This is a genomic window from Pseudoroseicyclus tamaricis (genome assembly GCF_012070395.1).
GTDB lineage: Bacteria > Pseudomonadota > Alphaproteobacteria > Rhodobacterales > Rhodobacteraceae > Pseudoroseicyclus_A > Pseudoroseicyclus_A tamaricis.
In genome coordinates, this window is the sequence record NZ_JAAFYS010000002.1 from 399,274 (window position 1) to 423,805 (window position 24,532).

25 protein-coding genes, 2 tRNA genes and 1 pseudogene are annotated in these 24,532 nt (G+C 68.4%); 7 read left to right on the forward strand and 21 right to left on the reverse strand.

The features are described 5' to 3' along the window. The 5 genes from GY170_RS08305 to pdxH form a co-directional block, all read right to left on the reverse strand. A complete protein-coding gene (locus tag GY170_RS08305; protein ID WP_163892034.1) occupies nucleotides 1-3,642 on the reverse strand; it encodes a vitamin B12-dependent ribonucleotide reductase in 3,642 nt (1,213 codons plus the stop codon). A gap of 555 nt (nucleotides 3,643-4,197) precedes the next feature. After that, nucleotides 4,198-4,274 (reverse strand) — tRNA-Pro (locus GY170_RS08310). Nucleotides 4,275-4,342: 68 nt separating this feature from the next. After that, complete coding sequence (locus tag GY170_RS08315; protein ID WP_163893782.1) at nucleotides 4,343-4,774, reverse strand: DUF192 domain-containing protein; 432 nt, start codon at nucleotides 4,772-4,774, stop codon at nucleotides 4,343-4,345. 14 nt (nucleotides 4,775-4,788) lie between these two features. Then, entirely contained in the window at nucleotides 4,789-5,325 is a 537-nt protein-coding gene (locus GY170_RS08320; protein WP_163892037.1) for a cold-shock protein, read from the reverse strand. Between the two features lie 131 nt (nucleotides 5,326-5,456). After that, entirely contained in the window at nucleotides 5,457-6,062 is a 606-nt protein-coding gene (gene pdxH, locus GY170_RS08325; protein ID WP_163892040.1) for a pyridoxamine 5'-phosphate oxidase, read from the reverse strand. A 133-nt stretch (nucleotides 6,063-6,195) separates the two neighbouring features. Here pdxH and fabI point away from each other — a divergent pair, with 133 nt between their 5' ends. Genes fabI through gpt form a run of 3 tightly spaced genes read left to right on the forward strand, consistent with a single transcriptional unit; the run spans nucleotide 6,196 to nucleotide 8,121 of the window. Next, complete coding sequence (gene fabI / locus GY170_RS08330; RefSeq protein WP_163892043.1) at nucleotides 6,196-6,999, forward strand: enoyl-ACP reductase FabI; 804 nt, start codon at nucleotides 6,196-6,198, stop codon at nucleotides 6,997-6,999. Then, nucleotides 6,996-7,604, forward strand: a complete 609-nt coding sequence (locus tag GY170_RS08335; protein ID WP_163892046.1) for a LysE family translocator — start codon at nucleotides 6,996-6,998, stop codon at nucleotides 7,602-7,604. The genes fabI and GY170_RS08335 overlap by 4 nt, the downstream gene beginning before the upstream one ends. Before the next feature lie 13 nt (nucleotides 7,605-7,617). Beyond that, nucleotides 7,618-8,121, forward strand: a complete 504-nt coding sequence (gene gpt, locus GY170_RS08340; protein WP_163892049.1) for a xanthine phosphoribosyltransferase — start codon at nucleotides 7,618-7,620, stop codon at nucleotides 8,119-8,121. A gap of 328 nt (nucleotides 8,122-8,449) precedes the next feature. Here the strand turns inward: gpt and GY170_RS08345 are convergent, their stop codons facing one another. The 3 genes from GY170_RS08345 to GY170_RS08355 are packed head-to-tail and all read right to left on the reverse strand — an operon-like array spanning nucleotide 8,450 to nucleotide 10,856. Then, entirely contained in the window at nucleotides 8,450-9,124 is a 675-nt protein-coding gene (locus GY170_RS08345; RefSeq protein ID WP_163892052.1) for a DUF1028 domain-containing protein, read from the reverse strand. Then, nucleotides 9,121-9,531: a RidA family protein gene (locus GY170_RS08350; RefSeq protein WP_163892055.1), complete on the reverse strand. Its 411-nt coding sequence runs from the start codon at nucleotides 9,529-9,531 to the stop codon at nucleotides 9,121-9,123. The genes GY170_RS08345 and GY170_RS08350 overlap by 4 nt, the downstream gene beginning before the upstream one ends. Next, nucleotides 9,531-10,856, reverse strand: a complete 1,326-nt coding sequence (locus GY170_RS08355; RefSeq protein WP_163892059.1) for a flavin-containing monooxygenase — start codon at nucleotides 10,854-10,856, stop codon at nucleotides 9,531-9,533. The genes GY170_RS08350 and GY170_RS08355 overlap by 1 nt, the downstream gene beginning before the upstream one ends. Nucleotides 10,857-10,929: 73 nt before the next feature. Here GY170_RS08355 and GY170_RS08360 point away from each other — a divergent pair, with 73 nt between their 5' ends. Both GY170_RS08360 and GY170_RS08365 read left to right on the forward strand, forming a co-directional pair. Continuing rightward, nucleotides 10,930-12,123, forward strand: a complete 1,194-nt coding sequence (locus GY170_RS08360; protein WP_163892062.1) for an acyl-CoA dehydrogenase — start codon at nucleotides 10,930-10,932, stop codon at nucleotides 12,121-12,123. Next, on the forward strand, nucleotides 12,120-13,274 hold the full coding sequence (locus GY170_RS08365; RefSeq protein ID WP_163892066.1) for a CaiB/BaiF CoA transferase family protein: 1,155 nt from the start codon (nucleotides 12,120-12,122) through the stop codon (nucleotides 13,272-13,274). Before GY170_RS08360 ends, GY170_RS08365 begins: the two co-directional genes overlap by 4 nt. A 130-nt stretch (nucleotides 13,275-13,404) precedes the next feature. On the opposite strand, the gene GY170_RS08370 is transcribed toward GY170_RS08365, so the two are convergent. The 12 genes and pseudogenes from GY170_RS08370 to iscR all read right to left on the reverse strand — a co-directional run. Then, nucleotides 13,405-14,454 carry a dipeptidase gene (locus GY170_RS08370; protein WP_163892069.1) on the reverse strand — a complete coding sequence of 350 codons (1,050 nt, stop codon included), beginning with the start codon at nucleotides 14,452-14,454 and terminating at the stop codon, nucleotides 13,405-13,407. A 117-nt stretch (nucleotides 14,455-14,571) separates the two neighbouring features. Further along, nucleotides 14,572-14,648, reverse strand: a tRNA-Arg gene (locus tag GY170_RS08375). A gap of 43 nt (nucleotides 14,649-14,691) precedes the next feature. Further along, nucleotides 14,692-15,912, reverse strand: a complete 1,221-nt coding sequence (locus tag GY170_RS08380) for a cysteine desulfurase (RefSeq protein WP_163892072.1) — start codon at nucleotides 15,910-15,912, stop codon at nucleotides 14,692-14,694. After that, nucleotides 15,909-16,502, reverse strand: coding sequence for a Yip1 family protein (locus GY170_RS08385; protein ID WP_163892075.1), 594 nt, complete (start codon nucleotides 16,500-16,502; stop codon nucleotides 15,909-15,911). Before GY170_RS08385 ends, GY170_RS08380 begins: the two co-directional genes overlap by 4 nt. Then, the gene (locus GY170_RS08390) at nucleotides 16,499-16,984 is read right to left on the reverse strand and encodes a hypothetical protein (RefSeq protein WP_163892077.1); all 486 of its coding nucleotides are present in this window, start codon (nucleotides 16,982-16,984) and stop codon (nucleotides 16,499-16,501) included. Before GY170_RS08390 ends, GY170_RS08385 begins: the two co-directional genes overlap by 4 nt. Before the next feature lie 3 nt (nucleotides 16,985-16,987). Continuing rightward, on the reverse strand, nucleotides 16,988-18,277 hold the full coding sequence (locus GY170_RS08395) for a SufB/SufD family protein (protein ID WP_163892079.1): 1,290 nt from the start codon (nucleotides 18,275-18,277) through the stop codon (nucleotides 16,988-16,990). Beyond that, a complete protein-coding gene (gene sufC / locus GY170_RS08400) occupies nucleotides 18,277-19,032 on the reverse strand; it encodes a Fe-S cluster assembly ATPase SufC (protein WP_163892082.1) in 756 nt (251 codons plus the stop codon). The genes GY170_RS08395 and sufC overlap by 1 nt, the downstream gene beginning before the upstream one ends. A gap of 13 nt (nucleotides 19,033-19,045) precedes the next feature. Next, entirely contained in the window at nucleotides 19,046-19,357 is a 312-nt protein-coding gene (locus tag GY170_RS08405; protein WP_163892085.1) for a heavy metal-binding domain-containing protein, read from the reverse strand. Continuing rightward, nucleotides 19,354-19,710: a hypothetical protein gene (locus GY170_RS08410; RefSeq protein ID WP_163892088.1), complete on the reverse strand. Its 357-nt coding sequence runs from the start codon at nucleotides 19,708-19,710 to the stop codon at nucleotides 19,354-19,356. The genes GY170_RS08405 and GY170_RS08410 overlap by 4 nt, the downstream gene beginning before the upstream one ends. Beyond that, nucleotides 19,707-21,218 carry a Fe-S cluster assembly protein SufB gene (sufB, locus tag GY170_RS08415; RefSeq protein ID WP_163892091.1) on the reverse strand — a complete coding sequence of 504 codons (1,512 nt, stop codon included), beginning with the start codon at nucleotides 21,216-21,218 and terminating at the stop codon, nucleotides 19,707-19,709. The genes GY170_RS08410 and sufB overlap by 4 nt, the downstream gene beginning before the upstream one ends. Next, on the reverse strand, nucleotides 21,215-22,276 hold the full coding sequence (locus GY170_RS08420) for a cysteine desulfurase family protein (RefSeq protein ID WP_163892094.1): 1,062 nt from the start codon (nucleotides 22,274-22,276) through the stop codon (nucleotides 21,215-21,217). The genes sufB and GY170_RS08420 overlap by 4 nt, the downstream gene beginning before the upstream one ends. Before the next feature lie 106 nt (nucleotides 22,277-22,382). Continuing rightward, nucleotides 22,383-22,838 (reverse strand): annotated as a pseudogene (gene iscR / locus GY170_RS08425) (Fe-S cluster assembly transcriptional regulator IscR); the annotation flags it as partial. A 176-nt stretch (nucleotides 22,839-23,014) separates the two neighbouring features. Between iscR and GY170_RS08430 the strand changes: the two are divergent. Both GY170_RS08430 and GY170_RS08435 read left to right on the forward strand, forming a co-directional pair. Continuing rightward, nucleotides 23,015-23,668: an alpha/beta hydrolase gene (locus GY170_RS08430; RefSeq protein WP_163892099.1), complete on the forward strand. Its 654-nt coding sequence runs from the start codon at nucleotides 23,015-23,017 to the stop codon at nucleotides 23,666-23,668. 3 nt (nucleotides 23,669-23,671) lie between these two features. Continuing rightward, nucleotides 23,672-23,932 carry a hypothetical protein gene (locus tag GY170_RS08435; RefSeq protein ID WP_235924084.1) on the forward strand — a complete coding sequence of 87 codons (261 nt, stop codon included), beginning with the start codon at nucleotides 23,672-23,674 and terminating at the stop codon, nucleotides 23,930-23,932. A gap of 25 nt (nucleotides 23,933-23,957) precedes the next feature. Here GY170_RS08435 and GY170_RS08440 read toward each other — a convergent pair whose 3' ends face one another. Further along, entirely contained in the window at nucleotides 23,958-24,350 is a 393-nt protein-coding gene (locus tag GY170_RS08440) for a DUF4112 domain-containing protein (protein WP_235937817.1), read from the reverse strand. Between the last annotated feature and the right edge of the window lie 182 nt (nucleotides 24,351-24,532).

Here is a 24,532-nt window from a genome sequence, read left to right on the forward strand (position 1 = left end):
TCAGCTGCAGCCGGACGTCCCGCCGCAGGTGTTGCACTTCATGCAGGTGCCGTTGCGGACCAGCGTGTAGTTGCCGCACTCGCCGCAGGGGTCGCCCTCGTAGCCCTGCATCCGGGCCTTGTCGCGTGCGGAGATCTGCGTCGTGGCGGCCAGCGTCGTGGTGCGCGGCTCGATGCCGGAGAGGCTCTGCGCGGCCTGCGCGCCGTTGGTGCCGTTGAGCGAGACGGCCGCGCCGCCCTGCAGCACCACCAGCTCCTGCGGCAGGCGCTTGCGCAGGTAGCCCGTGGAGCTGATCTGCTTGAGCACCTCGAGGCTCTTGTAGGCCGCGCTCTCCGTCACCGGGGCGAGGTTGGCATCCACCTTCGCCTCTTCCCCCTGCCCCAGCGAGTCGAAGCTGGCGCCTTCGGGGGCGACATGGGCGAGGTCCGTCCGGTCGAGGTAGGACACCGCCAGCTCGCGGAAGACGTAGTCGAGGATCGACGTGGCCGACTTGATGGCCTCGTTGCCCTGCACCATGCCGGCCGGCTCGAACTTGGTGAAGGTGAAGGCGTCGACGAACTCCTCCAGCGGCACGCCGTATTGCAGGCCGACGGACACCGCGATGGCGAAGTTGTTCATCATGGCGCGGAAGCCGGCGCCTTCCTTGTGCATGTCGATGAAGATTTCCCCAAGGGAACCATCACCATACTCGCCGGTGCGCAGGTACACCTTGTGGCCGCCGACGATGGCCTTCTGGGTGTAGCCCTTGCGGCGCTGGGGCATCTTCTCGCGATGGGAGCGGACAACCTCCTTCACGATGACCTTCTCGACGATCTTCTCGGCCAGCACCTGGGCGCGGGCGGCGGGCGTGCCCGTCTCCAGCACCTCTTCGGCCTCCTCGTCATCCTCGATCAGGGCCGAGGCGAGCGGCTGGCTGAGCTTGGAGCCGTCGCGGTAGAGCGCGTTGGCCTTCACGCCGAGGCTCCAGGACAGCTCGTAGGCCTTCTGGCAATCCTCGATGCTGGCCGTGTTCGCCATGTTGATGGTCTTGGAGATCGCGCCAGAGATGAAGCTCTGCGCCGCCGCCATCATGGTGATGTGGCTCTTCACGGAGAGGTAGCGCTTGCCCTTCTTGCCGCAGGGGTTGGCGCAGTCGAAGACGGAGAGGTGCTCGTCCTTGAGGTGCGGCGCGCCCTCCAGCGTCATCGTCCCGCAGACCCAGTCGTTCGCGGCCTCGATGTCCGCCCGGGTGAACCCGAGGTGACGGAGGAGGTCGAACGTCGGGTCCGCCAGCTTGGCGGCGGGGATGCCGAGCGTGTCGCGGCAGAAGGCCTCGCCCAGCGTCCACTGGTTGAAGACGAAGCGGATGTCGAAGGCCGACGGCAGCGCCGCCTCGATCTTGTCGAGCTCGGCCTGGCCAAAGCCGTGGCCGATCAGCGCGGTGTGGCTGAGCGCCGGCGCATCGGCCAGCGATTTGCGGCCCACGGCGTAGTCGATGATCTCCTGGATCTGCATGGCCGAGTAGCCGAGCCGCTCCAGCGCCGCCGGAACCGAGCGGTTGATGATCTTGAAGTAGCCGCCGCCGGCGAGCTTCTTGAACTTCACCAGCGCGAAGTCCGGCTCGATGCCCGTGGTGTCGCAATCCATCACGAGGCCGATCGTGCCGGTCGGCGCGATGACGGAGACCTGCGCATTGCGGTAGCCGTGCTTCTCGCCCAGCTGCAGCGCTTCGTCCCAGGCCTTCTCGGCCAGCTGGCGCAGGCGCGGGTCGGGGCAGTTGCCGTTGTCGAGCGCGACCGGCTTCACCGCGAGACCTTCGTAGCCCTCGGTCTTGCCGTAGGCGGCGGTGCGGTGGTTGCGGATGACGCGCAGCATGTGCTCGGCATTGCGCTTGTAGCCGGCGAAGGCGCCGAGCTCACCGGCCATCTCGGCCGAGGTGGCATAGGCGGTGCCGGTCATGATCGCCGTCAGGGCGCCGGCCATCGCGCGGCCGCCGTCGCTGTCGTAGCTCAGCCCCATGTTCATCAGCAGGCCGCCGATATTGGCATAGCCGAGGCCGAGGGTGCGGAAGTCGTAGGACAGCCGCGCGATTTCCTCGCTCGGGAACTGCGCCATGGCCACGGAGATTTCCAGCGTCACCGTCCACAGGCGGGTGGCGTGGATGTAGCGCTCGACCGCGAACTCATCGCCATCGAGGAAGGTCAGCAGGTTCATCGAGGCCAGGTTGCAGGCCGTATCGTCGAGGAACATGTATTCCGAGCACGGGTTGGAGCCGCGGATCGGGCCGTCCTCCGGGCAGGTGTGCCAGGCGTTGACGGTGTCGTGGAACTGGATGCCCGGGTCGGCGCAGGCCCATGCGGCGTGGCCGATCTTGTCCCAGAGCTCGCGGGCCGGAACGGTCTTGGCGACCTCGCCCGTCGTGCGGTTGATCAGATGCCAATCGGCATCGTCCTGCACGGCCTTCAGGAAGGCGTCGGTCACGCGGATGGAGTTGTTGGAATTCTGGCCGGAGACCGAGGAATAGGCCTCGCTGTCCCAATCGGTGTCGTAGGTGGGGAACTCGATGCTGTCGTGACCCTGCCGCGCGTAATCGAGCACGCGCTTGATGTAGGTCTCGGGGATCGCATCGCGCTTGGCCTGACGGACGGCATCCTTCAGGGCCGCGTTCACGGCGGGGTCGTAGGCGTCCTCGACCTTTCCGTCCCAGGCCTTGATGGCGGCGAAGATGCCGTTGAGGCGCTTCTCGTGCATCTTGGAGCCAGCGACCAGGGCCGCGACCTTCTGCTCCTCGAGCACCTTCCACTCGATGAACTGCTCGATATCGGGGTGGTCGGCGTCGACGATGACCATCTTCGCGGCCCGGCGCGTGGTGCCGCCCGACTTGATGGCGCCCGCCGCGCGGTCACCGATCTTGAGGAAGCCCATGAGGCCCGAGGATTTGCCGCCGCCCGACAGCGCCTCGCCCTCGCCGCGCAGCGACGAGAAGTTGGTGCCGGTGCCGGAGCCGTACTTGAAGAGGCGCGCCTCACGCACCCACAGGTCCATGATGCCGCCCTCGTTGACGAGGTCATCCTTCACCGACTGGATGAAGCAGGCATGCGGCTGCGGGCGCTCGTAGGCGGAGGTGGACTTCTCCACCTTGTCCGACTGAGGATTGACGAAGCTGTGCCCCTGCGCCGGCCCGTCGATGCCGTAGGCCCAGTGCAGGCCGGTGTTGAACCATTGCGGCGAGTTCGGCGCGGCGACCTGCGCGGCGAGCATGTGGCGCATCTCGTCGTAATAGGCGCGGGCGTCGGCCTCGTTGGTGAAGTAGCCGCCCTTCCAGCCCCAGTAGGCCCAGGCGCCGGCGAGGCGGTCAAAGACCTGCCGGGCGGAGGTCTCGCCGCCCATCTCGGCCCCCTCGGCGGGGACGGAGCGCCACAGGAACTTCGGCACGCCGGCTTCGCGCACGCGCTTCACCTTCGAAGGCACGCCGGCCTTGCGGAAGTACTTCTGCGCGATGACGTCCGAGGCGACCTGGCTCCACGCGGCGGGAACCTCGCAATCGGCGAGCTTGAAGACGACCTTCCCGTCGGGATTGCGGATCTCCGAAGAGGTCAGGCGGAAGTCGATGCCCTCGTAGGCGTCGGCGCCAGCCTCGGTGAACATGCGGTCGATCTTCATTTTCCCAGCCTCATTCGCAACGCGGGCCTGCTGCCCGTCCGGTCTCGTCCCGGGGCGCGGAGGATCCGCGCGCCCAACATCCGTGGGCGAGAGACGCAAGGTGCGGGCCGGCGCGCCCCTCGGGGCGCGGCTCGGGCCGGTCGGGCCATGTACCGGCCCAGTCCCTTGATGTTCGGGGTCGTCCCCTGCTCTCGCTCTGCGGCCACAACATCTTGTGGTGTCGCTAGCCGACGCCCACTAGCTGGCCGAAAGTCGGGGCCGAGGTCAACGGAATTTTCACGGCCGAACCCCCCAAAATCGCCTTGACGGAGGCTCGCCCGAGTCGTGCGGGAGTCGCCCTCGACTTGTCCACAGGTTCATCCGCAGCGGCCCCCGGGGACGGAAGCCCAAGCACCGCAGGCGGTTGCGGCGCGTCGCTGAGAAGCTTCTTCAACCGGCTGGGGGCTCACACAAGGGATGGTGGGCACTGCCCAAAAGGAGGGCACCTGTAGTGGGAATGCCACGGGCAAGCCCGGGGCACCAGATATCGCGATTCGGAATTGAAGGGGGGTGGAATGGTCGGGGCGGCAGGATTCGAACCTGCGACCCTCTGCTCCCAAAGCAGATGCGCTACCAGGCTGCGCTACGCCCCGACTTGGCCGCTCTCATACGCGGGCCGGCCGCGTTTGCAAAGCCGCCCGTCCCGCCTCGCGGGCCGGCTCTACTCGCAGGCCAGCGCCGCGTCCTCGCCGAGCGCCGGGTGGGCCATCAGGTCCCCCTCCTCGATGCCGAGACGTCGGGCCATGCCGCCGTTTATCTCCAGCACGTATTGCACGCCCTGCCCGCCATCGATGGTCGTCTCGTCCATCGGCACGGCGTTCTCGTGGAGCGCCGTCAGCGTGCCCGTCTCGTCGAAGAACAGCATGTCGAGCGGGATGAGCGTGTTGCGCATCCAGAAGGTGGCGTGCGTCGGCTCGGGATAGACGAAGAGCATGCCCTCCATCGTCCCCATCTGCGGCACGTTCATGAGCCCCTGCGAGCGCTCCGCCGGCTCATCGGCGATCTCGGCGCGGAAGGCGGCCTGCCCCCAGTCGCCGGAGACGATCACCCGGTCCTCGGCGCAGGTCACCGCCTGCGCCGCGCCGGCGAGCATGATCAGGAGGGCGCTCAGCCCAGTTCTTTGACGGCCGTATCCCAAGGCAGCACCTCTGTCGCCATCCGGCCGCGCTTGCCTTCGATCACTCTGAGACACACCGCTTCACCGGGCAAAAGATCGGCGAGGCCCGATTGGCGCAGGACCTCGACGTGTATGAACACATCGTCGCCCATGGCGAAGACATTGGCAAACCCGAATCCCTTGCCCTTGTCGAACCACTTCACGCGCGCCGGCTCCAGCGGCCGGGAGGCCAGCTCTTCGGGGTCCAGCACCGCAAGATCGGCCAGCACGGTGGAGACCGGGGTGCGGGGCGGCGCGATGGAGATGATCTCCACCGCCTGCATGCCCCGCTCGGTCTGCTGCACCATCAGCATCACCTGCGATCCGTCCGCCACCGAACTCTGCCCGAAATTACGCAGCACGTTGGCATGGAGCAGGATGTCAGGCCCGCCCGTATCGGCCACGACAAAGCCGAAGCCCTTGGCAGGGTCGAACCATTTCACCTGCCCGCTGACTTCGGGTCGTTCGCTTTCGTCTGTCTGTGTCATCCCCGTCCCCGGCGGCTCGAGTGGATAAAGCCGCCCGATGCAACTGGCGCAGAAACTGACCCGTTCCTAGTTGCAATATCAACCCCCTTAGCGCACGGAAAATTTCACGAAGCGCGAATTTCAGGGGTAGTTCAGGGGTAGAGACGCTGTATGTGCCAAGGGTCGGACACCCCTTTGCGCGACCAGCGGAAGCGGTCATGCAACCGGTGGTTACCATCTGCCCAGAATTCCATCTCAAGGGGCGTGATGCGGAATCCCCCCCAATGCGGGGGGCGATCTGGGTTGGCCCCCTTCTGCAGGCCGACCTTCGCGACCTCCGCCATGAGGGTCGCCCGGTTGGTCAGCGGGCGGGACTGGCGCGACGCCCAGGCGCCCAGCCGGCTCTCCAGCCCACGGGAGCGGTAGTAGGCATCGGCCACCTCCCCGTCCTCGCGGGTCACCATGCCGCGCGCCCGGATCTGCCGGCCGAGCGACTTCCAGTGCAGCACCAGCGCCGCCTGCGGGTTGGCCGCCAGCTCCTGCCCCTTGGCGCTCTCGTAGTTGGTGTAGAAGACGAAGGCCCCCGGCTCGATGTCCTTCAAAAGCACCATCCGCACGTCGGGCAGGCCTTGCGCATCCGCCGTCGCCAGCGCCATGGCATTGGCATCGCGGGGCTCCGTTCCCTCGGCCTCGGCCAGCCAGCTTCGTGCCAGCGCGAACGGGTCATCGCCGGCGAAAATTCCGCTTCGTTCACTCACTTGGACCTCCTTGGCGCGGCCCTTTTCGCACACGCCGATACGGCAGAAAGGCTGACCCTGCGCGCAGCCTTGATGCAACTGTGGTGATCGCCTAGAGGATGTGCACGGGGCGCAGCAAGACAAAGAGGGTGACATGGTCGAGCGGTTGATGGAGGGCAAACGCGGCCTGATCATGGGTCTGGCAAACGACAAGTCGATTGCCTGGGGCATCGCGAAGGCGCTGGCCGATGCGGGCGCGGAGCTTGCCTTCTCCTACCAGGGCGAGGCGCTGAAGAAGCGCGTGGCGCCCCTGGCCGAATCCCTCGGCTCCAGCTTCGTGCATGAATGCGACGTCGGCTCCGACGCCTCGATCGACGCGCTCTTCGAGGCGCTGCAGGCCGAGTGGGGCCATCTCGACTTCATCGTCCACGCCATCGCCTTCTCCGACAAGAGCGAGCTGCGCGGGCGCTATGTCGATACCAGCCGCGAGAATTTCCGCATCTCGATGGATGTCTCCGTCTATTCCTTCACCGCCGTCGCCCGCCGGGCCGGCGCGATGATGAGCGATGGCGGCTCGATGCTCACGCTCACCTATTACGGCTCCGAGAAGGTCATGCCGCACTACAACGTCCAGGGCCTCGCCAAGGCGGCGCTTGAGGCCTCGGTGCGCTACATGGCGGAGGATTTCGGCAAGGACGGCATCCGCGTCAACGCGATCTCCGCCGGCCCGATCAAGACGCTGGCCGCCTCGGGAATCGGCGATTTCCGCTACATCCTGAAGTGGAACGAGTACAACTCGCCGCTCCGCCGCAATGTCACCACAGCCGATGTGGGCAAGTCGGCGCTGTACCTGCTGTCCGACATGGGGTCCGGCGTCACCGGCGAGTGCCTGCATGTCGATGCGGGCTACCATGTCGTCGGCATGAAGGCGGTGGACGCGCCCGACATCGAAAAGTGACCCTCGGGCTCTTCTTCACCATCCTCGGCATCCACCTCGCCGCGGCGATCTCCCCGGGGCCGTCCTTCCTCGTCTCCGTGCGCACGGCGGCGTCGGAGGGATTCGGCACCGCGGCGGCGCTGGCGCTCGGCTTCGGCATCGGCGCGGCCCTTTGGGCCTGCGCGGCGATGGCCGGGCTGGCGCTGCTCTTCGAGCTGGTGCCGGCGCTCTTCACCGGGCTGAAGCTGGTCGGCGGGCTCATCCTGCTCTGGATCGCCCTGCAGATCTGGCGCCATGCGAGAGATCCGATGGAGGTCACCGGCGCGCAGCCCCGCTCCGCCCTCGCCGCCGTGCGGCTGGGCTTCGTGACCTTCATCGCCAACCCCAAGCCGGCCGTCTTCTTCGGCGCCGTCTTCGTGGGGCTGGTGCCGGTGGAGACGCCGCTCGAATGGCGCGCGGCCATCGTCGCCGGCATCTTCCTCAACGAGACGCTGTGGTACATCGTCACTGCGCGCCTCTTCTCCCTGCCCCGTGCCCGCGCGGCCTACCTGCGCGTGAAAGCGTGGATCGACCGCGCCTTCGGCCTTGCCTTGGCCGGCCTGGGGCTCAAGATAGCCTTTACCTGACGGAGACCTGCCGATGGCTGCCGATCGCCTGCCCCACGAGAAGGGCTTCCATGTCTCATGGGACCAGCTGCACCGCGACGCCCGCGCGCTGGCCTGGCGCCTCGACGGGCGCGGGCCCGAGGGCAAGTGGCGCGCCGTCGTCGCCATCACCCGCGGCGGCATGGCCCCGGCGATGATCGTGGCGCGCGAGCTCGACATCCGCACCGTCGATACGATCAGCGTGAAGAGCTACGATCACCAGACGCAGGCGGACACCAAGGTGCTCAAGACACCGGACGCCGAGCTGATGGGCGACGGCACCGGCATCCTCGTGGTGGATGACCTCGTCGATTCCGGCAAGACGCTCGAGGTGGTGCGTGAGCTCTACCCCAACGCCCATTTCGCGACGGTCTATGCCAAGCCCAAGGGCGAGGCGATGGTGGATACCTTCATCACCGGCGTGAGCCAGGACACCTGGATCTTCTTCCCCTGGGACATGGCCCTGCAATACGTCGAGCCCTACCGCGGCCGCGACTGACGCCGGAGACGAATTCCGCGCGGAATTCGTGCACGGAAATCGCGCGATTTCCGTCCCCCTCTGAGGCAATGCGCTGACAAAGACGGCGACAGTGCCCCCGTTTCCGCTCATCCCCCGCCCGGTACGCGCCATAGGCGCAGGGCGAGCGCCGGCCCGTCCCGCGGGCTGGCGCTCCGGTGCCGTTGGCGCTGAGTGCCGAGCGAAGAGGTGGTGGCGCCATAAAGCGCGTCGTTCAGCCCTAGAAGCGCCACCCCACGTGCCGACGCTCCCCCCGCGCCTGCGGGCGATGCGCCCAAGGATCACCGGGAAGGTGGGTTGCAAACCCACCCTACGCATCGCCGGGCACCCCGTAGGAGGGCGCGGCGCGGGGGTCGAGCGCCCGGGTGACGTAGGCCTCGGCCTGCGGCTTGTAGACCTCCCAGGCCGCGGCGATGGCGGCGATCGGGTCCTCCTCCGTCCAGTCGCAGCGCAGCTCGGCATAGGGCCAGGCTTGCCGGTGGTGGATCAGCATCCCGGCCGAGTGCACCGGCCCCGCCTCTCCACCCGCCGACAGCCCGGCCTCCATCGCCGCGATCAGCCGGTCGCCCAGCAGCCCGCGCGTGCCCTCGAAGGCCGCGACCATCGCCGCCGGCACGCCCAGATCGGCGAGGAGGTTGCCGCCCGCCGCGCAATCCGCCCCCTCCGCCGCCGTCCAGAGGCCGAGCGCCCTGGCGCCGGAGTGCATCGCCGTCGCACCTGAGCTTCCCACCACAAGCACCTGGCGATACTCGGGAAACGCCTCCTCCTCCATCGCCGCCGCCAGCGCCTCCGGCGCCGTCAGCCCGTCCGCCATCCCGGCGAGCACCGCCGGCCCCAGCGCCGGGTTGGTGACGTTCTGCGTCGCCACCGCCCCCACGCCCGCCCGGGCGAAGGCGCAGCGCGCCGCGACGGCGGGCGAGGAGGAGGAGATGGCGAGGCCCACCTGCCCCGTCGTCGCGCAGCGGCCGACGATCGAGAAGGTCACGGGATCACCGCCGTCGCGTCGATCTCCACCAGCCACTCCGGCCGCGCCAGCGCCACGACGACCAGCCCGGTGCAGACGGGATGCACGCCGCGGATGTACTCGCCCATCACCCGGTAGACCGGCTCGCGGTGCCGCACGTCGGTGAGGTAGACGACCAGCTTGCACAGGTGCTCCATGCTGCCGCCCGCCTCCTCGATAAGCTGGCGGATGTTCTGCATCACCTTGTGCGCCTGCTCGGCCGGATCGTGGGAGGCGATGTTCTCCGCCGTGTCCAGATCCTGCGGGCATTGCCCCCGCAGGAAGATCGTGCGCCCCGTCGCCACCACGCCCTGCGCGAGGTCGTTGTCGAGCCGCTGCTCGGGATAGGTGTCGGCGGTGTTGAAGGGGCGGATACGGGTATGCGCCATCACTTGGTCCTTTCCGGGTCCCGCGCCTGGTTGGGCTGCGGCGGGGAATAATCGAGGTAGCCGCGCTGCTTGGCGATGTGATCGGCGATGTAGCCGGCGTCGTACCAGACCCCCCAGATGAAGGAGGAGCCGCGCCGCGTCTGCCATGGCAGGCCGAGGAAGTAGACCCCCGGCTCCTGCCCGATGCCGCGGGTATGGCGCGGGCGGCCGGCCTCGTCGAAGGTGTCGACCTTCAGCCAGCCGTAATCGTTGCGAAAGCCCGTCGCCCAGATGATCGTGCCGATCCCTTCCGCCTCCAGGTCCAGCGACAGGATCGGATCGGTCACGCAAGGCGGGTCCTCCCCGATCTGTCGCGCCTCTGGCTCCTCGGGCAGGTCCATCCCGTTGCGCAGGATGAAGGCGTCGGCCTCGTCGAGCACCTTGAGGTAGCTGGCATCCCCGGCCGCGAGGTTGCGACGCAGGTCGGGCGCAAAGTGCATGACGCCCCCGTCGAAGCGATCTGCCCGCCCGTGCAGCACCATGCCCCGGGCCGCGAGGGCGCGGAAATCCACCGTCTTGCCACCCTCCGCGCCGCTGACGGCGATGGTGACATGGGTCGCGCCCGGCTCCGCCTCGGAATCCCACTTGTTGAGCACGCCGAGCCACCATGTGAAGTCGCGCCCCCTGTAGCGCCGCGGCGGCCGGTCATGCTCCCCGATGCACAGGTGCACGTCGCGCCCCGCGGCCAGCAGCTCCTCGGCGATCTGCGCGCCGGAGGCGCCGCAGCCGACCACCAGCACCCCGCCCTCGGGCAGCTGCGCCGGGTTGCGGTAATGGCTGGAGTGGATCTGCGCGACCGCCACCTCCTCCGGCACCATCGGCGGGATCACCGGCGTCTGGAAGGCGCCGGTGGCGGCGATGATGAAGCGCGCCTCGATCTCCCCCTCCGACGTGGTGACATGAAAGCCCGCCCGCCCCTCGTTGCGGCTGACCTCCAGCACGTCCACCCCGGTGCGGACGGGCGCCTCGATCATCTCGGCATAGCGGCGGAAGTAGGCGGCCACCTCCTCCTTCGGCGCGAAGGCCTCCGTGTCGCCGTCGAACGCGAGCCCGGGGAAGCAGTCGTGCCAGACCGGCCCGTTGGTGACGAGCGAATCCCAGCGGGCGCTCTGCCATGCCTCGGCGATGCGCCCGCGCTCGAGCACCACGTGCGGCACGCCCTGCCGCCGCAGGTGCTCGCTCATCGCGATTCCCGCCTGCCCGGCGCCGATGACCAGCGCCTCGGTTCTCTCCACGGACCCGCTCCCCCTTAGAGACGCCCCGACACTGGCGCGACGTGCCGGCATCGGCAAGGGGGCCACCTTGCCTCGCCGCGCGCGCCGCGCCATGGATAGGCAGCACTGCAAAGGGAGCGCACATATGGCCGGCCTCAAGGGAGAGCCCTTCGTCTGGGACGACCCGTTCCTCCTCGCGGACCAGCTGGCGGAGGAGGAGCGGATGATCGGCGACGCCGCCCGCGCCTTCGCCGAGGACAAGCTCGCCCCCCGGGTGCAGCGCGCCTACCTCGACGAGACGACGGATCCGGAGATCTTCCGCGAGATGGGGGCCGCCGGCCTTCTCGGCGTCACGATCCCCGAGGAATTCGGCGGCATCGGCGCCGGCTATGTCTCCTACGGCATGGTCGCGCGGGAGGTGGAGCGGGTGGATTCGGGATACCGCTCGATGATGTCCGTGCAGTCCTCGCTCGTGATGTTCCCCATCCACGCCTATGGATCGGAAGAGCAGCGGGCGAAGTATCTGCCCAAGCTCGCCTCCGGCGAGTGGATCGGCTGCTTCGGCCTGACGGAGCCCGATGCCGGCTCCGACCCCGGCGGCATGAAGACCCGCGCCGAGAAGGTGGAGGGCGGCTACCGCCTCTCCGGCGCCAAGACGTGGATCTCCAACGCGCCCATCGCCGATGTCTTCGTCGTCTGGGCGAAATCCGACGCACATGGCGGCAAGGTCCGCGGCTTCGTGCTGGAGAAGGGCATGAAGGGGCTGAGTGCGCCGAAGATCGGCGGCAAGCTCTCCCTCCGCGCCTCCATCACCGGCGAGATCGTCATGGAGGGCGTCGAGGTGGGCGAGGATGCCCTGCTGCCGAACGCCGAGGGCATGGGCGGCCCCTTCGGCTGCCTCAACCGCGCCCGCTACGGCATCGCCTGGGGCGTCATGGGCGCGGCGGAGGATTGCTGGTTCCGCGCAAGGTCTTACGGGCTGGACCGCAAGCAGTTCGGCAAGCCCCTCGCCGGCACCCAGCTCTACCAGAAGAAGCTCGCCGACATGCAGACGGAGATCGCCCTCGGCCTGCAGGCCGCCCTCCGCGTCGGCCGCCTCTATGATGAGGGCCGCTTCGCGCCCGAGATGGTCTCCCTCATCAAGCGCAACAACTGCGGCAAGGCCCTGGATATCGCCCGCGCCGCCCGTGACATGCACGGCGGCAACGGCATCCAGATCGAGTACCACGTCATGCGCCACGCCCAGAACCTCGAGACGGTGAACACCTACGAGGGCACCCATGACGTCCACGCGCTGATCCTCGGCCGGGCGCAGACGGGGCTGCAGGCCTTCGGATGAGCGGCCCAGCAGAGGCGCCCCTCGCCGGCCTGCGCGTCGTCGAACTGGCGCGGATCCTCGCCGGCCCCTGGATCGGCCAGACTCTGGCCGATCTCGGCGCCGAGGTCATCAAGGTGGAAAGTCCGGAGGGCGACGACACCCGCCGCTGGGGCCCGCCCTTCCTCGAGCGCGACGACGGCCGCGGCGGCACCGAACGCGTCGCCGCCTATTTCCACGCCACCAACCGCGGCAAGACCTCGGTCACCTGCGACTTCTCCTCGGCGGAAGACCTCAGCCGCCTCAAGGGCTTGGCCGGCGAAGCTGATGTCCTGATCGAGAACTTCAAGGTCGGCGGTCTCGCCAAATACGGCCTCGACTACCCCAGCCTCGCCGCCACCAACCCGGCCCTCGTCTACGCCTCCATCACCGGCTTCGGGCAGACCGGCCCCCGCGCCGCGCAGCCCGGCTACGACTTCCTGATCCAGGGCATGTCCGGCATCATGGACCTGACGGGAGAGCCCTCGGGCGAGCCCCAGAAGGTCGGCGTCGCGTGGATCGACATCTTCACCGGCCTCTACGGCACCATCGCCATCCAGGCGGCACTGGCGGAGCGGGGCCGTTCCGGCCTCGGCCAGCATCTCGACCTGTCGCTCTTCGATTGCGGCCTCGGCGTCCTCGCCAACCAGGCCGCCAACTGGCTGATCGGCGGCGTTGCCCCGGCCCGCCTCGGCAATGCGCACCCGAACATCGTGCCCTACCAGGTCTTCCCGGCCTCCGATGGCCACCTGATCATCGCCTGCGGCAATGACCGGCAATTCCGCGCCCTCTGCGAGACGCTCGCCCTGCCCGCCCTTGCCGCCGACCCCTCCTATGCCACCAACGAGGCCCGGGTCGCCAACCGCGACGCCCTCGCCGCCGCCCTCTCTGGAGCCACCTCCCTCCGCCCCCGCGCCGATCTCATCTCGGCCCTCGCCGCCGCCGGCGTCCCCGGCGGCCCGATCAACAGCGTCCCCGAGGCCCTCTCCGACCCCCAGGCCGAGGCCCGCGCCCTCCAGATCGCCCCCGAGGGCATCGCCGGCCTGCGCACCCCCATCACCCTCTCCCGCTCCCCCCTGACGACGGAGCGTGCCGCGCCCCTCCTCGGCACCGGCCGCTGGTCCTTCTCCCGCTGATCATTCACCTGGCCCGAAATACCTCGGGGGGCTCCGGGGGGCAGCGCCCCCCGGTCCCGCACCCTCCACCCCCACCCTCGCCCGCCGCGTCGCCGCCCCCCGCGAGACGCGCCAGCAAGGGCGCGGCGAGCTACCGCCCCCAGGTCCGCCGCAGCACGTCCACCCAGTTCCCGTGGCAGATCTTCGCGATCAGCTCTTCCCCGTAGCCCGCCTGCCGCATCGCCCCCACCAGCGCCGGCAGCCCGCTCACGTCGCCGATCTCCCGCGGCACCGCCGCCCCGTCGAAGTCGGAGCCGAGCGCCACGCCGCCCTCGCCCAGCCGCTCCAGCAGGTGGTCGAGATGGCGGATCATCGTCGTCAGAGCCACATCCGCCCCCATCTGCCCGTCCTCGCTGAGGAAGGCCCGCGCGAAGTTCAGCCCGACCAGCCCGCCCGTCTCGGCGATCTGGTCCAGCTGCCGGTCCGTCAGGTTGCGCGCATGCGGGCAGAGCGCGTGGGCATTGGAGTGCGAGGCGATCAGCGGCGCCCCGGTGATCTTCGCCACGTCGTCGCAGCCGGCCTCGTTGAGATGGCTGAGGTCGAGCGCGATCCTCAGCCGCCCGGCCTCCCGCACCAGTGCCCGGCCCTCCTCCGTCAGCCCCGGCCCGGTGTCTCCGGTGGAGGGAAAGCGGAAGGGCACGCCCTCGGCCCAGCGGGTCTTGCGGCTCCACACCAGCCCCATCGAGCGCAGCCCCAGCGCGTGCAGCACGTGCAGCGCCCGGAACTCCGCATCGATGCAATCGGCCCCCTCGAGGTGCAGCACCGCCGCCATCGCCGGCCCCGGCAACGCCGCCTCGATCCCGGCCGCGCTGGTGCAGGGCAGCAGCACGCCCATCCCCGCCAGCTCCCGGAAGAGCGCCACCTGCGCGACGATCGTCTTCAGCGCCGTCCCCTCGTCCATGATCCCCGGCAGCGGCAGGTCGTAGCTCTCGCCGGCCATCCGGCTCACATCCATCCGCTCCGCCGGGTCGGGCGCGAAGAGCGCGAACATCCCGCCCCCGAAGCCCCCCGCCATGGCCTTCGGCAGATCCACCTGCGTCCCCCCGCCCCCGTCCCTGACGCGCCGAGGCGTCGACCGCCCCATCTGCAGCTTCAGCAGCAGGTCGTTGTGACCGTCGAAGACAGGCGGGTTCGCGGGCATGGGATCGGGCCTCCGGGCAGGTGCGGCGCGAGCCTAGAGCGGAACTCCCCTCCTCGCCAGCACCCCGCCCCGGGCCAATGGCCGCAGGCCGCGATCGAGTGTTTCGGGGGGGAAAAGTGGCGCACCCGAGAGGATTCGAACCTCTGGCCTCTGCCTTCGGAGGGCAGCGCTCTATCCAGCTGAGCTACGGGTGCCGCGCACCGGGTCTATAGCGGCGGCGCGGCAGCGCCGCAACGGCTATCCGAAGAGCTCGTGGCAGAACTCCAGCGCATCGACCAGCCGGTCGACCTCCGCCTCGGTGTTGTACATCCCGAAGGAGGCCCGCGCCGTCGCCGTCACGCCCATGTGCTCCATCAGCGGCATGGCGCAGTGGCTGCCGGCGCGCACCGCGATGCCGCGCTTGTCGAGCACGGTGGAGAGGTCATGCGCATGCGCCCCCGCCATCGTGAAGGAGAAGATGGCCGCCTTGCCCGCCGACTGCCCCTGCACCTGCAGCCAGTTCAGACCGTCCAGCTTCGCTCGGGCGTAGTCGCGCAGGCCCCGCTCATGGGCGGCGATGTTCTCCATCCCGAGGCCCATCAGGTAGTCCAGCGCAACGCCCATGCCGATCGTCTGCACGATCCCTGGCGTGCCGGCCTCGAACTTCATCGGCGGGTCGTTGTAGGTCACCGCGTCGCGCGTCACCTCGCGGATCATGTCGCCGCCGCCCATGAAGGGGCGCATCTCCTCCATCCGCTCGCGGCGGATGTAGACGGCGCCCGAGCCCGACGGGCCGTAGAGCTTGTGGCCCGTGATCGCGTAGAAATCGCAGCCCATTTCGGCGACGTTCACCGGCATGTGCACCGCGCCCTGTGACCCGTCCACCAGCACCGGGATGCCCTTGTCGCGGGCGCCGTCGCAGATGGCCTTCACGTCCACCACCGTGCCGGTGACGTTGCTCAGCTGCGTCACCGCGATCAGCTTCGTCCTCGGCCCGCAGGCGGCCAGCACGGCCTCGGGGTCGAGGTCGCCGTTGGCGTCCGTCTCCACCCACTTGATCACCACGCCCTGCCGCTCCCGCAGGAAGTGCCAGGGCACGATGTTGGCGTGATGCTCCATGATGGAGAGGACGATCTCGTCCCCCGCCTCCAGACGCGGCGCCGCCCATGAGGAGGCGACCATGTTGATCGCCTCCGTCGTGCCGGTGGTGAAGACGATCTCCTCCTCGTCCGGCGCGCCGAGGAAGCGCGCGACGATGCCGCGCACGCCCTCGTACTTCTCTGTGGAGATGTTGGAGAGCGTGTGCAGCCCGCGGTGGACGTTGGAATATTCCTGCTCGTAGACGCGTGTCATCGCGTCGATCACCACCCGCGGCTTCTGCGCCGAGGCGCCATTGTCGAGGTAGGTCAGCGGCTTGCCGTTGATCTCGCGGGAGAGGATGGGGAAATCGGCGCGAACCGCGCCCACGTCGAAGGTCATGGCCGGGTCCCCATGAGCAACTCGATGGCGGTGAACATGATGGTGGCTCCGATCAGGATGGCGATGCCGAGGCCGACGACCAGCAGGAAGCTCTTCATGAGGGAGCCGAAGCGATGCAGCTCGTTGATGAAGTGCAGCATGATCCAGAACTGCAGGATCAGCGCGGCGATGGCCGTGAAGGCGAGAAGCGGCGTCAGCACCAGCCCGATGACGAGCTGCGCGGCGCCGAGGACGACGCTGATCACCTCGGTCCAGAGCACCACGGTCAGCGCGCCGGTGAAGTCCCCCTGCCCGTTGAAAGCGCGGCCGCCGTAGGCCAGCGCGAAGACGAAGATGGTCAGCGCCGCGCCCACGATGATCGCGAAGGTGAAGGGGCGGATGGCGATGCCCTCGGCGAAGGGCTGGATGTTGCCCCCCGAGGGCAGCCCCGCGATCAGGGCGTTGAGGATGGCAACCAGCGCGATGCCGGGCCAGAGCACGTTGCGCCCCAGCCGCATGTCCAGAAGCTCCCGCGCCACGGCGGCCGGGTTGCGGAATGTCTCGCCCACGAGCCGGCCGAAGCCGCCCGGGCCTGCCGCCGGTGCGCTCATGCTCCCTGCCTCGCCGCCTCGGCAACCGCGCCGCCGAAGATGAGGCAGAAGCCGGCGATCCAGACGGCGCCGACGAGGTTCGTCCCCGGCCCCGGCCCGACGAAGCCCGCCATCAGCCCGTAGAGCAGTGCCCCGGGGGTGGAGGCGAGCAGCGCCCAGAAGAAGGCGAGCCGCAGCTGCCACCCCTCGATGCGCGAGCGGAAGAGCTTGAGGATACCGGCGCCGAGCGCCAGCAGCACGTAGAGCGCCAGCGGCCAGACGATCAGCCACGCGAAGAACTCGTAGCCGATCAGCTGGCTCAGCTCCGCCCCCGTCAGCTCCGACGTCCGCACGAGGCGCGGCCATTGTGCGACGAAGATGATCAGGCAGCCGATCATCAGGAACGCCAGCGCCCTGTCCTCCCGCCGGCCGGCGGCCAGCAGGCGGCGCATGACGCCACGCGGGTGGCGCCAGCTCGCCAGGATGTCGGTGGTGACGGCCATGGATCAGCCGCGCCGGCGGGCGAGCCAGCCCTCGAGCCGGGTGCGGATCTCCTCCGCGATCGACTCGTCCTCGATCTCCTCCAGCGCCTCGGCGACGAAGGAGAGGGTCAGCAGGTCCGTCGCCTCCTCCTTGGCGATGCCGCGCGAGCGCAGGTAGTAGAGCGCCGTCTCGTCGATGGCCCCGGAGGTGGAGCCGTGCGAGCAGGCGACGTCGTCGGCGTAGATCTCCAGCTCCGGCTTGGCGAGGAACTGGCTGTCTCCGTCGAGGAGGAGCGACTGGCTGATCTGGTAGCCATCGGTCTTCTGGGCGCCCGGCTTCACGAGGATCTTGCCCTGGAAGACGCCGGTGGCGCCGTTGCGCAGCACCTTCTTGAAGACCTGCCGGCTCTCGCAGCCCTCGGCATCGTGGGTGACGAAGATGGTGTCGTCATCGTGGAAGCCGCCGCCGTCGCCCATCGAGGCGCCGGCGATATGGGCAGTGCCGCCCTCGCCTTCCAGCCAGAGCACCGCCTCGTTGCGGGTCAGCGCGCCGTTGGCGGTGAGGGTGAAGCTCTTGAACGTGCTCCCTTCGCCGAGCCGGGCGTAGAGATGGCTGATGCAGCGGCGCTCGTGATCCCGCCCCTGCGCGCGGACATGGTGGAAGGTGGCGCCGTCGGCGACCTCGACCTCCATCACGTGGTTGAAGCGCGCCGCGGCCGGCCCGTTCTCCAGCAGCGTGAGCTCCGCGCCCGGCTCCAGCCAGACGAGGTTGTGCAGCACGGCGTCGGAGGTCTCGTTGCGGTGCTGGTAGGAGATGCGCAGCGGCCGGTCGGCCTTGCCGGTGACGCGGATCACCACGCCATCCGTCGCGGTGGCGGAGTTCAGCGCCGCGAAGGGCCGATCCACCGGGTCATGCCCGCGTGTCTCCAGCTTGCCGTAGACGTCCTTCGCCCAGTGGATATCGCTCGCCATCGCCTCGGCGAGGCGCACGATCTCCAGCCCGGTGCCCTCCAGCGTATCCGACTCCTCGGGGGCGAAGACGCCATCCACGAAGGTGACGTGGATCGTCTCGCGCTCGGAGAAGATCTCCGTCTCGCCGGCATCGAAGACGGCGGCGGGCCGCGGCGTCGCCTCGTTGAGGCTGTCGGGCCGCGTGAAGCGCCAGTACTCGTCCCGCCCGTGCGGCAGGCCCATGGCGCGCAGCCGGCCGAGCGCCGCCTCCCGCGCCTCGCGGGCCCAGCGGCCACCCTCGGGCAGCGTGATCTCCGCCAGCCGGGCGTCGGTCATTTCCTGCTTGGGCTTGGTCAGCGCCATCAGGCCGTCTCCCCCAGGATATTGCCGTAGCCGTTCTCTTCGACCTCCAGCGCCAGCTCCGGCCCGCCCGTCTTGATGATGCGGCCTTCGGACATGATGTGCACGACGTCGGGCGTGATGTGGTTCAAGAGGCGCTGGTAGTGCGTGATCACGAGGAACGAACGGCCCTCGGAGCGGAGCGCATTCACGCCCTCGGCCACCAGCTTCATGGCATCGACGTCGAGGCCGGAATCGGTCTCGTCGAGGATGCACATCTTCGGCTCCAGCACGGCCATCTGCAGGATCTCGTTGCGCTTCTTCTCACCGCCGGAGAAGCCGACGTTGACGGGGCGCTTGAGCATGTCTGCGTCGATCTTCAGATCCTTCGCCTTCTCGCGCACCAGCTTCAGGAACTCAGCCGCGCTCGCCTCCGGCTCGCCGCGCGCCTTGCGCTGTGCGTTGTAGGCGGTGCGCAGGAAGGTCATGTTGCCCACCCCGGGGATCTCCACCGGGTACTGGAACGCCAGGAACAGGCCGGCGGCGGCGCGCTCCTCCGGGTCCATGTCCAGCAGGTCCTCGCCGTCGAGCGTGGCGCTGCCTTCCTTCACCTCATAGCCGTCGCGGCCAGAGAGCACGTAGGACAGTGTCGACTTGCCGGAGCCGTTCGGCCCCATGATCGCATGCACCTGCCCGGCGCCGACCTCAAGGTCGACCCCTTTGAGGATCTGCTTGTCTTCTTCTTCAAGATCGACCTTCAGGCCTTTGATATTCAGCATGTTTCTTCTTCCTTCAGCCCAGGCGGACGGCCGTTCCGGAGGCCGTCACCATGAGCATCTGATTGATGACTTCGAAATCGAGGTCGACACCGACGACGGCATCCGCCCCCAGCTTTTTCGCTTCGTCTTCCATTTCTTCGATCGCGATGCGCCGCGCCTTGCCGATGCCGCGCTCATAGCCGCCGGCGCGCCCGCCAACGAAGTCACGCACATTGGCGAACATGTCCCGGAAGACGTTGGCGCCGAGAATGGCCTCGCCCGTGACGATGCCGAGATACTCGGTGGCCGGGCGGCCCTCGATGCTGGTCGTGGTGGTGGTGATCATGCGGCTCTCCCGTTGCAGTACCACTCGCGTCCCACCGCCCGTTCAATACCATCTCGCATGCACACTGCGGCATCGAGGGTGGAAAGCTGATGATGGACTTCGCCGTCTACCCTTACAGTCAGCGAGCCATTATTCTGGAACATGGTTCCGAGGTAGCGAGAGCCCGCGACAGGAAAGGCCGAGTAGGCCTCGAGACCGTCTCCCGAGCCGTAAAATTGTATGTTGTACGACTCGCCGATATCGTTCAGCAGCACCGCGGCCAGTCTTTTGAATAGAGACATTTCGCTCTCCAGAAGGTTCACATTGCACTGCGAACCTACCGGCACAGGAATGTCCTGTGCGGCAAATATCATCCGACAGACCCTTCCAGAGAAATGGCCACGAGCTGCTGCGCTTCCATGGCGAATTCCATTGGCAGCGCCTGCAGCACGTCGCGGCAGAAGCCGTTGACGACGAGGGCGACGGCCTCCTCCTCGTCCATGCCGCGCTGGCGGCAGTAGAAGAGCTGGTCTTCGTCGACCTTCGACGTGGTCGCCTCGTGCTCCACGCGGCTGCTGTTATTTTTAACCTCGATATAGGGCACCGTATGCGCCCCGCAGCCGGAGCCGATTAGCAGCGAGTCGCACTGCGTGTAATTGCGGCTGTTCGTCGCCTTGGGGTGCATCGAGACGAGGCCCCGGTAGGTATTCTGCGCCCGCCCGGCGCTGATCCCCTTGGAGACGATCCGGCTCTTCGTGTTCTTGCCGAGGTGGATCATCTTCGTGCCGGTATCGGCCTGCTGGGCGTTGTTGGTGATGGCGATGGAGTAGAACTCGCCCTGGCTGTCGTCGCCCCGCAGGATGCAGGAGGGGTACTTCCACGTGATGGCGGAGCCGGTCTCGACCTGCGTCCACATCACCTTCGCCCGGTCGCCCCGGCAATCGGCGCGCTTGGTGACGAAGTTGTAGATGCCGCCCTTGCCCTCGTCGTCGCCCGGGTACCAGTTCTGCACCGTGGAGTACTTCACCTCGGCGTCTTCCTCGACGACGATCTCGACCACGGCGGCGTGCAGCTGCGCCACGTCGCGCTGGGGCGCCGTGCAGCCTTCGAGGTAGCTCACGTAGCTCCCCTTGTCGGCGATGATCAGCGTCCGCTCGAACTGGCCGGTATTCTCGGCATTGATACGGAAGTATGTGGAGAGCTCCATCGGGCAGCGCACGCCCGGCGGAACATAGACGAAGGACCCGTCGGAGAAGACCGCCGAGTTCAGCGTCGCATAGAAGTTGTCGGAGGCGGGGACGACCGAGCCGAGGTACTTCTTCACCAGCTCCGGATGCTCGCGGATGGCCTCGGAGATGGAGCAGAAGATGACGCCGGCCTTCGCCAGCTCATCCTTGAACGTGGTCCCGACGGAGACGGAATCGAACACCGCATCCACCGCGACACGCCGATCCTGCTCCCCCTCGGCCGGCTCGACGCCGGCGAGCAAGGCCTGCTCCTTCAAGGGGATGCCGAGCTTTTCGTAGGTGGCGAGCAGCTTGGGGTCCACCTCGTCGAGGGACTTCGGCTTCACGTCCATGCTCTTCGGCCGGGCGTAGTAATACTGGTCCTGGAAGTCGATCTCGGGCAGCGTCAGCATCGGCCAGGTGGGGTTCTCCTTGCCCTCCCAGCGGCGATAGGCCGCGAGCCGCCAGTCGAGCATCCACTCGGGCTCTTCGTTCTTCTGCGAGATCAGGCGCACGATGTCCTCGTTGAGGCCCTTCGGTGCGTATTCCGTCTCGATTTCCGTGTTCCAGCCGAACTTGTACTTGCCGGAGAGCCGGGCGACGGCATCGACCGTCTCCTGGTCCACGCCTTCGCGGGTGGTGACGACTTCGTTCATGCGTCCATCCTCGTCTGTCGGGCGGGGCCAAGAGCCCGGCGCCGCTTTTCTCCAAATGTGCGGGCAAAGGCCAGCACCGTGTCATCCGTCGTGTCGGGCCCCAGCGAGATGCGCAGGGAGCATCCCGCGTCATCTCCGTAGCCCATCGCCTCCAGCACCCGGCTGCGGCGCACCTTGCCCGAGGAACAGGCCGAGCCCGCCGAGGTGGCGAAGCCGGCCAGATCCATCACCATCACCTGCGTCTCCCCCTTCCATCCGGGAGAGATGACGCTGGTGACATTCGGCAGGCGCGGGGCGGTCCTGCCCACGATATGGAGCCCCGGCGCCTCGTCTTCCAGTGCGGATTCGAGAAGATTGCGGCGCGCCGCCACCTCCTCCCAGACGCCGTTCGCCAGATCGGCCTGCGCGGCGGCCGCCGCGGCGCCCATCCCGGCGATGCCGATCATGTTCTCTGTGCCCGCGCGGCGCGACATTTCCTGCCCGCCGCCGAGCGTGCGGGCGGCGACCTCGGTGCCGGGTTTCAGCACGAGCGCCCCCACCCCCTTGGGCCCGCCGAACTTGTGGGCGGAGATCACGGCCATCGAGATGCCGGACCACCCGAAGGCGAAGGGCAGCTTGCCGAAGGCCTGCGTGATGTCGGAAAGGGCCAGCCCCTCCGGCAGCTCCTGCAGTATGCCGGTCTCGGAATTGGCGAGCTGAAGCGTCGCCCTTGCCGGATCTGGAACCGTCACACGCCCGTCACGAGAGACCTCTAGAGAGGGCTCGCACCATGCCAGCGCCGCCTCGTGCTCCACCGGCGCGCAGGCGAGGCCCCGGCCGGCGAGGCCGAGCGCCAGCGCCTCTGTGGCGCCGGAGGTGAAGATGATGTCGTCCGCTTCGGCGCCGATGGCTTCGGCCACCTGCGCGCGCGCCCGCTCGACGACGCCCTTCGCCGCCCGCCCCTCGGCGTGGACGGAGGAAGGGTTGCCGGCGATGTCCATCGCGGCTGCCATCGCCTCGCGCGCCTCCGGGCGCAGCGGCGTCGTGGCCGCGTGATCGAGATAGTGCCTCACGGGCATCCTTTCCGGGCAGCGGGCCTCAGCCCTGCTCCTGCCCCATGGGTTCCCCAACGATATGCCGCTCAGAGCCGGTCCCGGCCGGCGGCGCCGTCACCGGGCCGATCGTCTCCTCCACCACCTCGAAGAGCGCCGGCACCGCCCGGCAGGGCGCGAGGCCGTTGCGGGTGACGTCCGACAGCCGCGTCTGGTGGAGGAAGACGTAGACATGCGCGGCGAGGCTCTCCCACAGCCGGTTGGTCAGGCTCTGCGCCCGGCTGCCGGAGGCGCCTCCCGACGCGCCGGCGCCCTTGTGCATGGCGCTCACCGTCTCGTCCACGGCCACCAGCACGTCGGCCACCGAGATCTCCTCGGCCGGCCGTGCCAGCCTGTAGCCGCCGCCGGGCCCGCGCACCGAGACGACGAGCTCCGCCCTCCGCAGCCGCACGAAGAGCTGCTCGAGGTAGGGCAGCGACAGGTCCTGCCGCCGCGACAGCTCGTTGAGGCTCATCAGCTCGCCCTCGGGCTGCAGAGCCAGATCGCACAGCGCCACCATCGCATAACGGCCTTTGGTCGACAGCTTCATCGGTGACCCTTTCGAGGTGCCCATACCCGGGCAATTGACCATACGCATTGACGCCGCACCGGGGCTACCCTACTTCCCTTGCAGCTTACCGGGCCCCTGATGGGCGCCGGTTTAGAATTATTCTAAAGTGCCCGAGCGTTTCCGTCAAGAAACCTTGGGCCCCGCTGAGGACGACGATGCCCGAAGTCATCTTCCCCGGCCCCGAGGGCCGGCTCGAAGGCCGTTACCACCCGCAACGCGCCCCGGACGCCCCCATCGCGATCATCCTGCACCCGCACCCCCAGTTCGGCGGCACGATGAACAACCGCGTTGTCTACAACCTGCACTACGCCTTCCACGATCTGGGATTCACGGTGCTGCGGTTCAACTTCCGCGGTGTCGGGCGCAGCCAGGGCGAGTACGACCAGGGGATCGGCGAGCTCTCCGACGCCGCCTCGGCGCTCGACTACCTGCAGTCGATGAACTCCAATTCCAAGCATTGCTGGGTCGCCGGGTTCTCCTTCGGCGCCTGGATCGGCATGCAGCTGCTCATGCGGCGGCCGGAGATCACGGGCTTCATCTCCGTCGCCCCGCAGGCGAACATGTACGATTTCTCCTTCCTAGCCCCCTGCCCCTCCTCGGGCCTCGTCATCAACGGCTCGGCCGACCGTGTCGCCCCGCCCGCCGATACAGAGCACCTGGTCAAGAAGCTGCACGAGCAGAAGGGCATCACCATCACGCATGAGACGATCCCCGGTGCCGGCCATTTCTTCGAAGACCCGCACATGGACACGATGATCGGCTCGGTGAAGGATTACGTCGCCCGCCGCCTGACAGAGACGAGCCGCTAGGCCATGTCCATCCTGGAAGAGATCGCGGATCGCCTCGCCGTCGAGACCATCAAGGTGATGGATGTCCTCGGCGACGATCAGTACTTCAACCAGGTCGCCAAGGAGATCGGCTCTTCCTCGCAGACGATGGAGGAAGCCTTCCTCACCGCCATGCGCATGCGCCTCGCCGAGCGGCGGGCCCGCGCCATGCTGCGCGCCGAGGCGGAGCGCATCGCCTCCGCTCGGGACCGCACCTCGGACACCGGCGACAGCACGCCCCGGTAGGCAGGGGGCCCCCCCTGCCTCAGCCTCACCCTGAGATCGGCCGGCCGGCCCGCTCGGCATCCTTCTTCAGGTGATCTCGCAGGATCTCGGCATTGCGCAGGTTCGCCTTGAAGCCGACGTCGAAGAGGTCGCCGATCAGCGGGATCAGCCCGATCAGGTAATCGAGGCCGCTGTTCGCCAGCATCCGCGCGATCCCCTCGTTGGAAACACCCAGCCGCCGCGCCTGCCAGATCATCCAGACCCCCGGCGCCAGCGCCAGCGTGTCGCCGATCCCCGGCACAAGGCCCATCACCGAGTCGAGCCCGACGCGGAAGCCGAACACCCGCCAGCGGGCATCAAGCAGCTTCGCCATCCGCTCGACGCGCGCCAGTTCGGCCGCGTGATCGAGCTGGCGGTCTCCGGCTCTCGGCTGTCCCACCGGCGCTCCGGTCGTCTCTGTACTGCGCGCTCTGTCGGTCGTGTCCATATGTCACCTCCGGCACCTCAACGCGCCGCGGCCCATCTGGTTCGCCGCCGTCTGAACAGGCGGGTGGCAGACGCCAGCCGCAGTATACAGGTGCATACCTTCCCTGCCGCTCCCGAATGGGGTAAGCGGGCGGC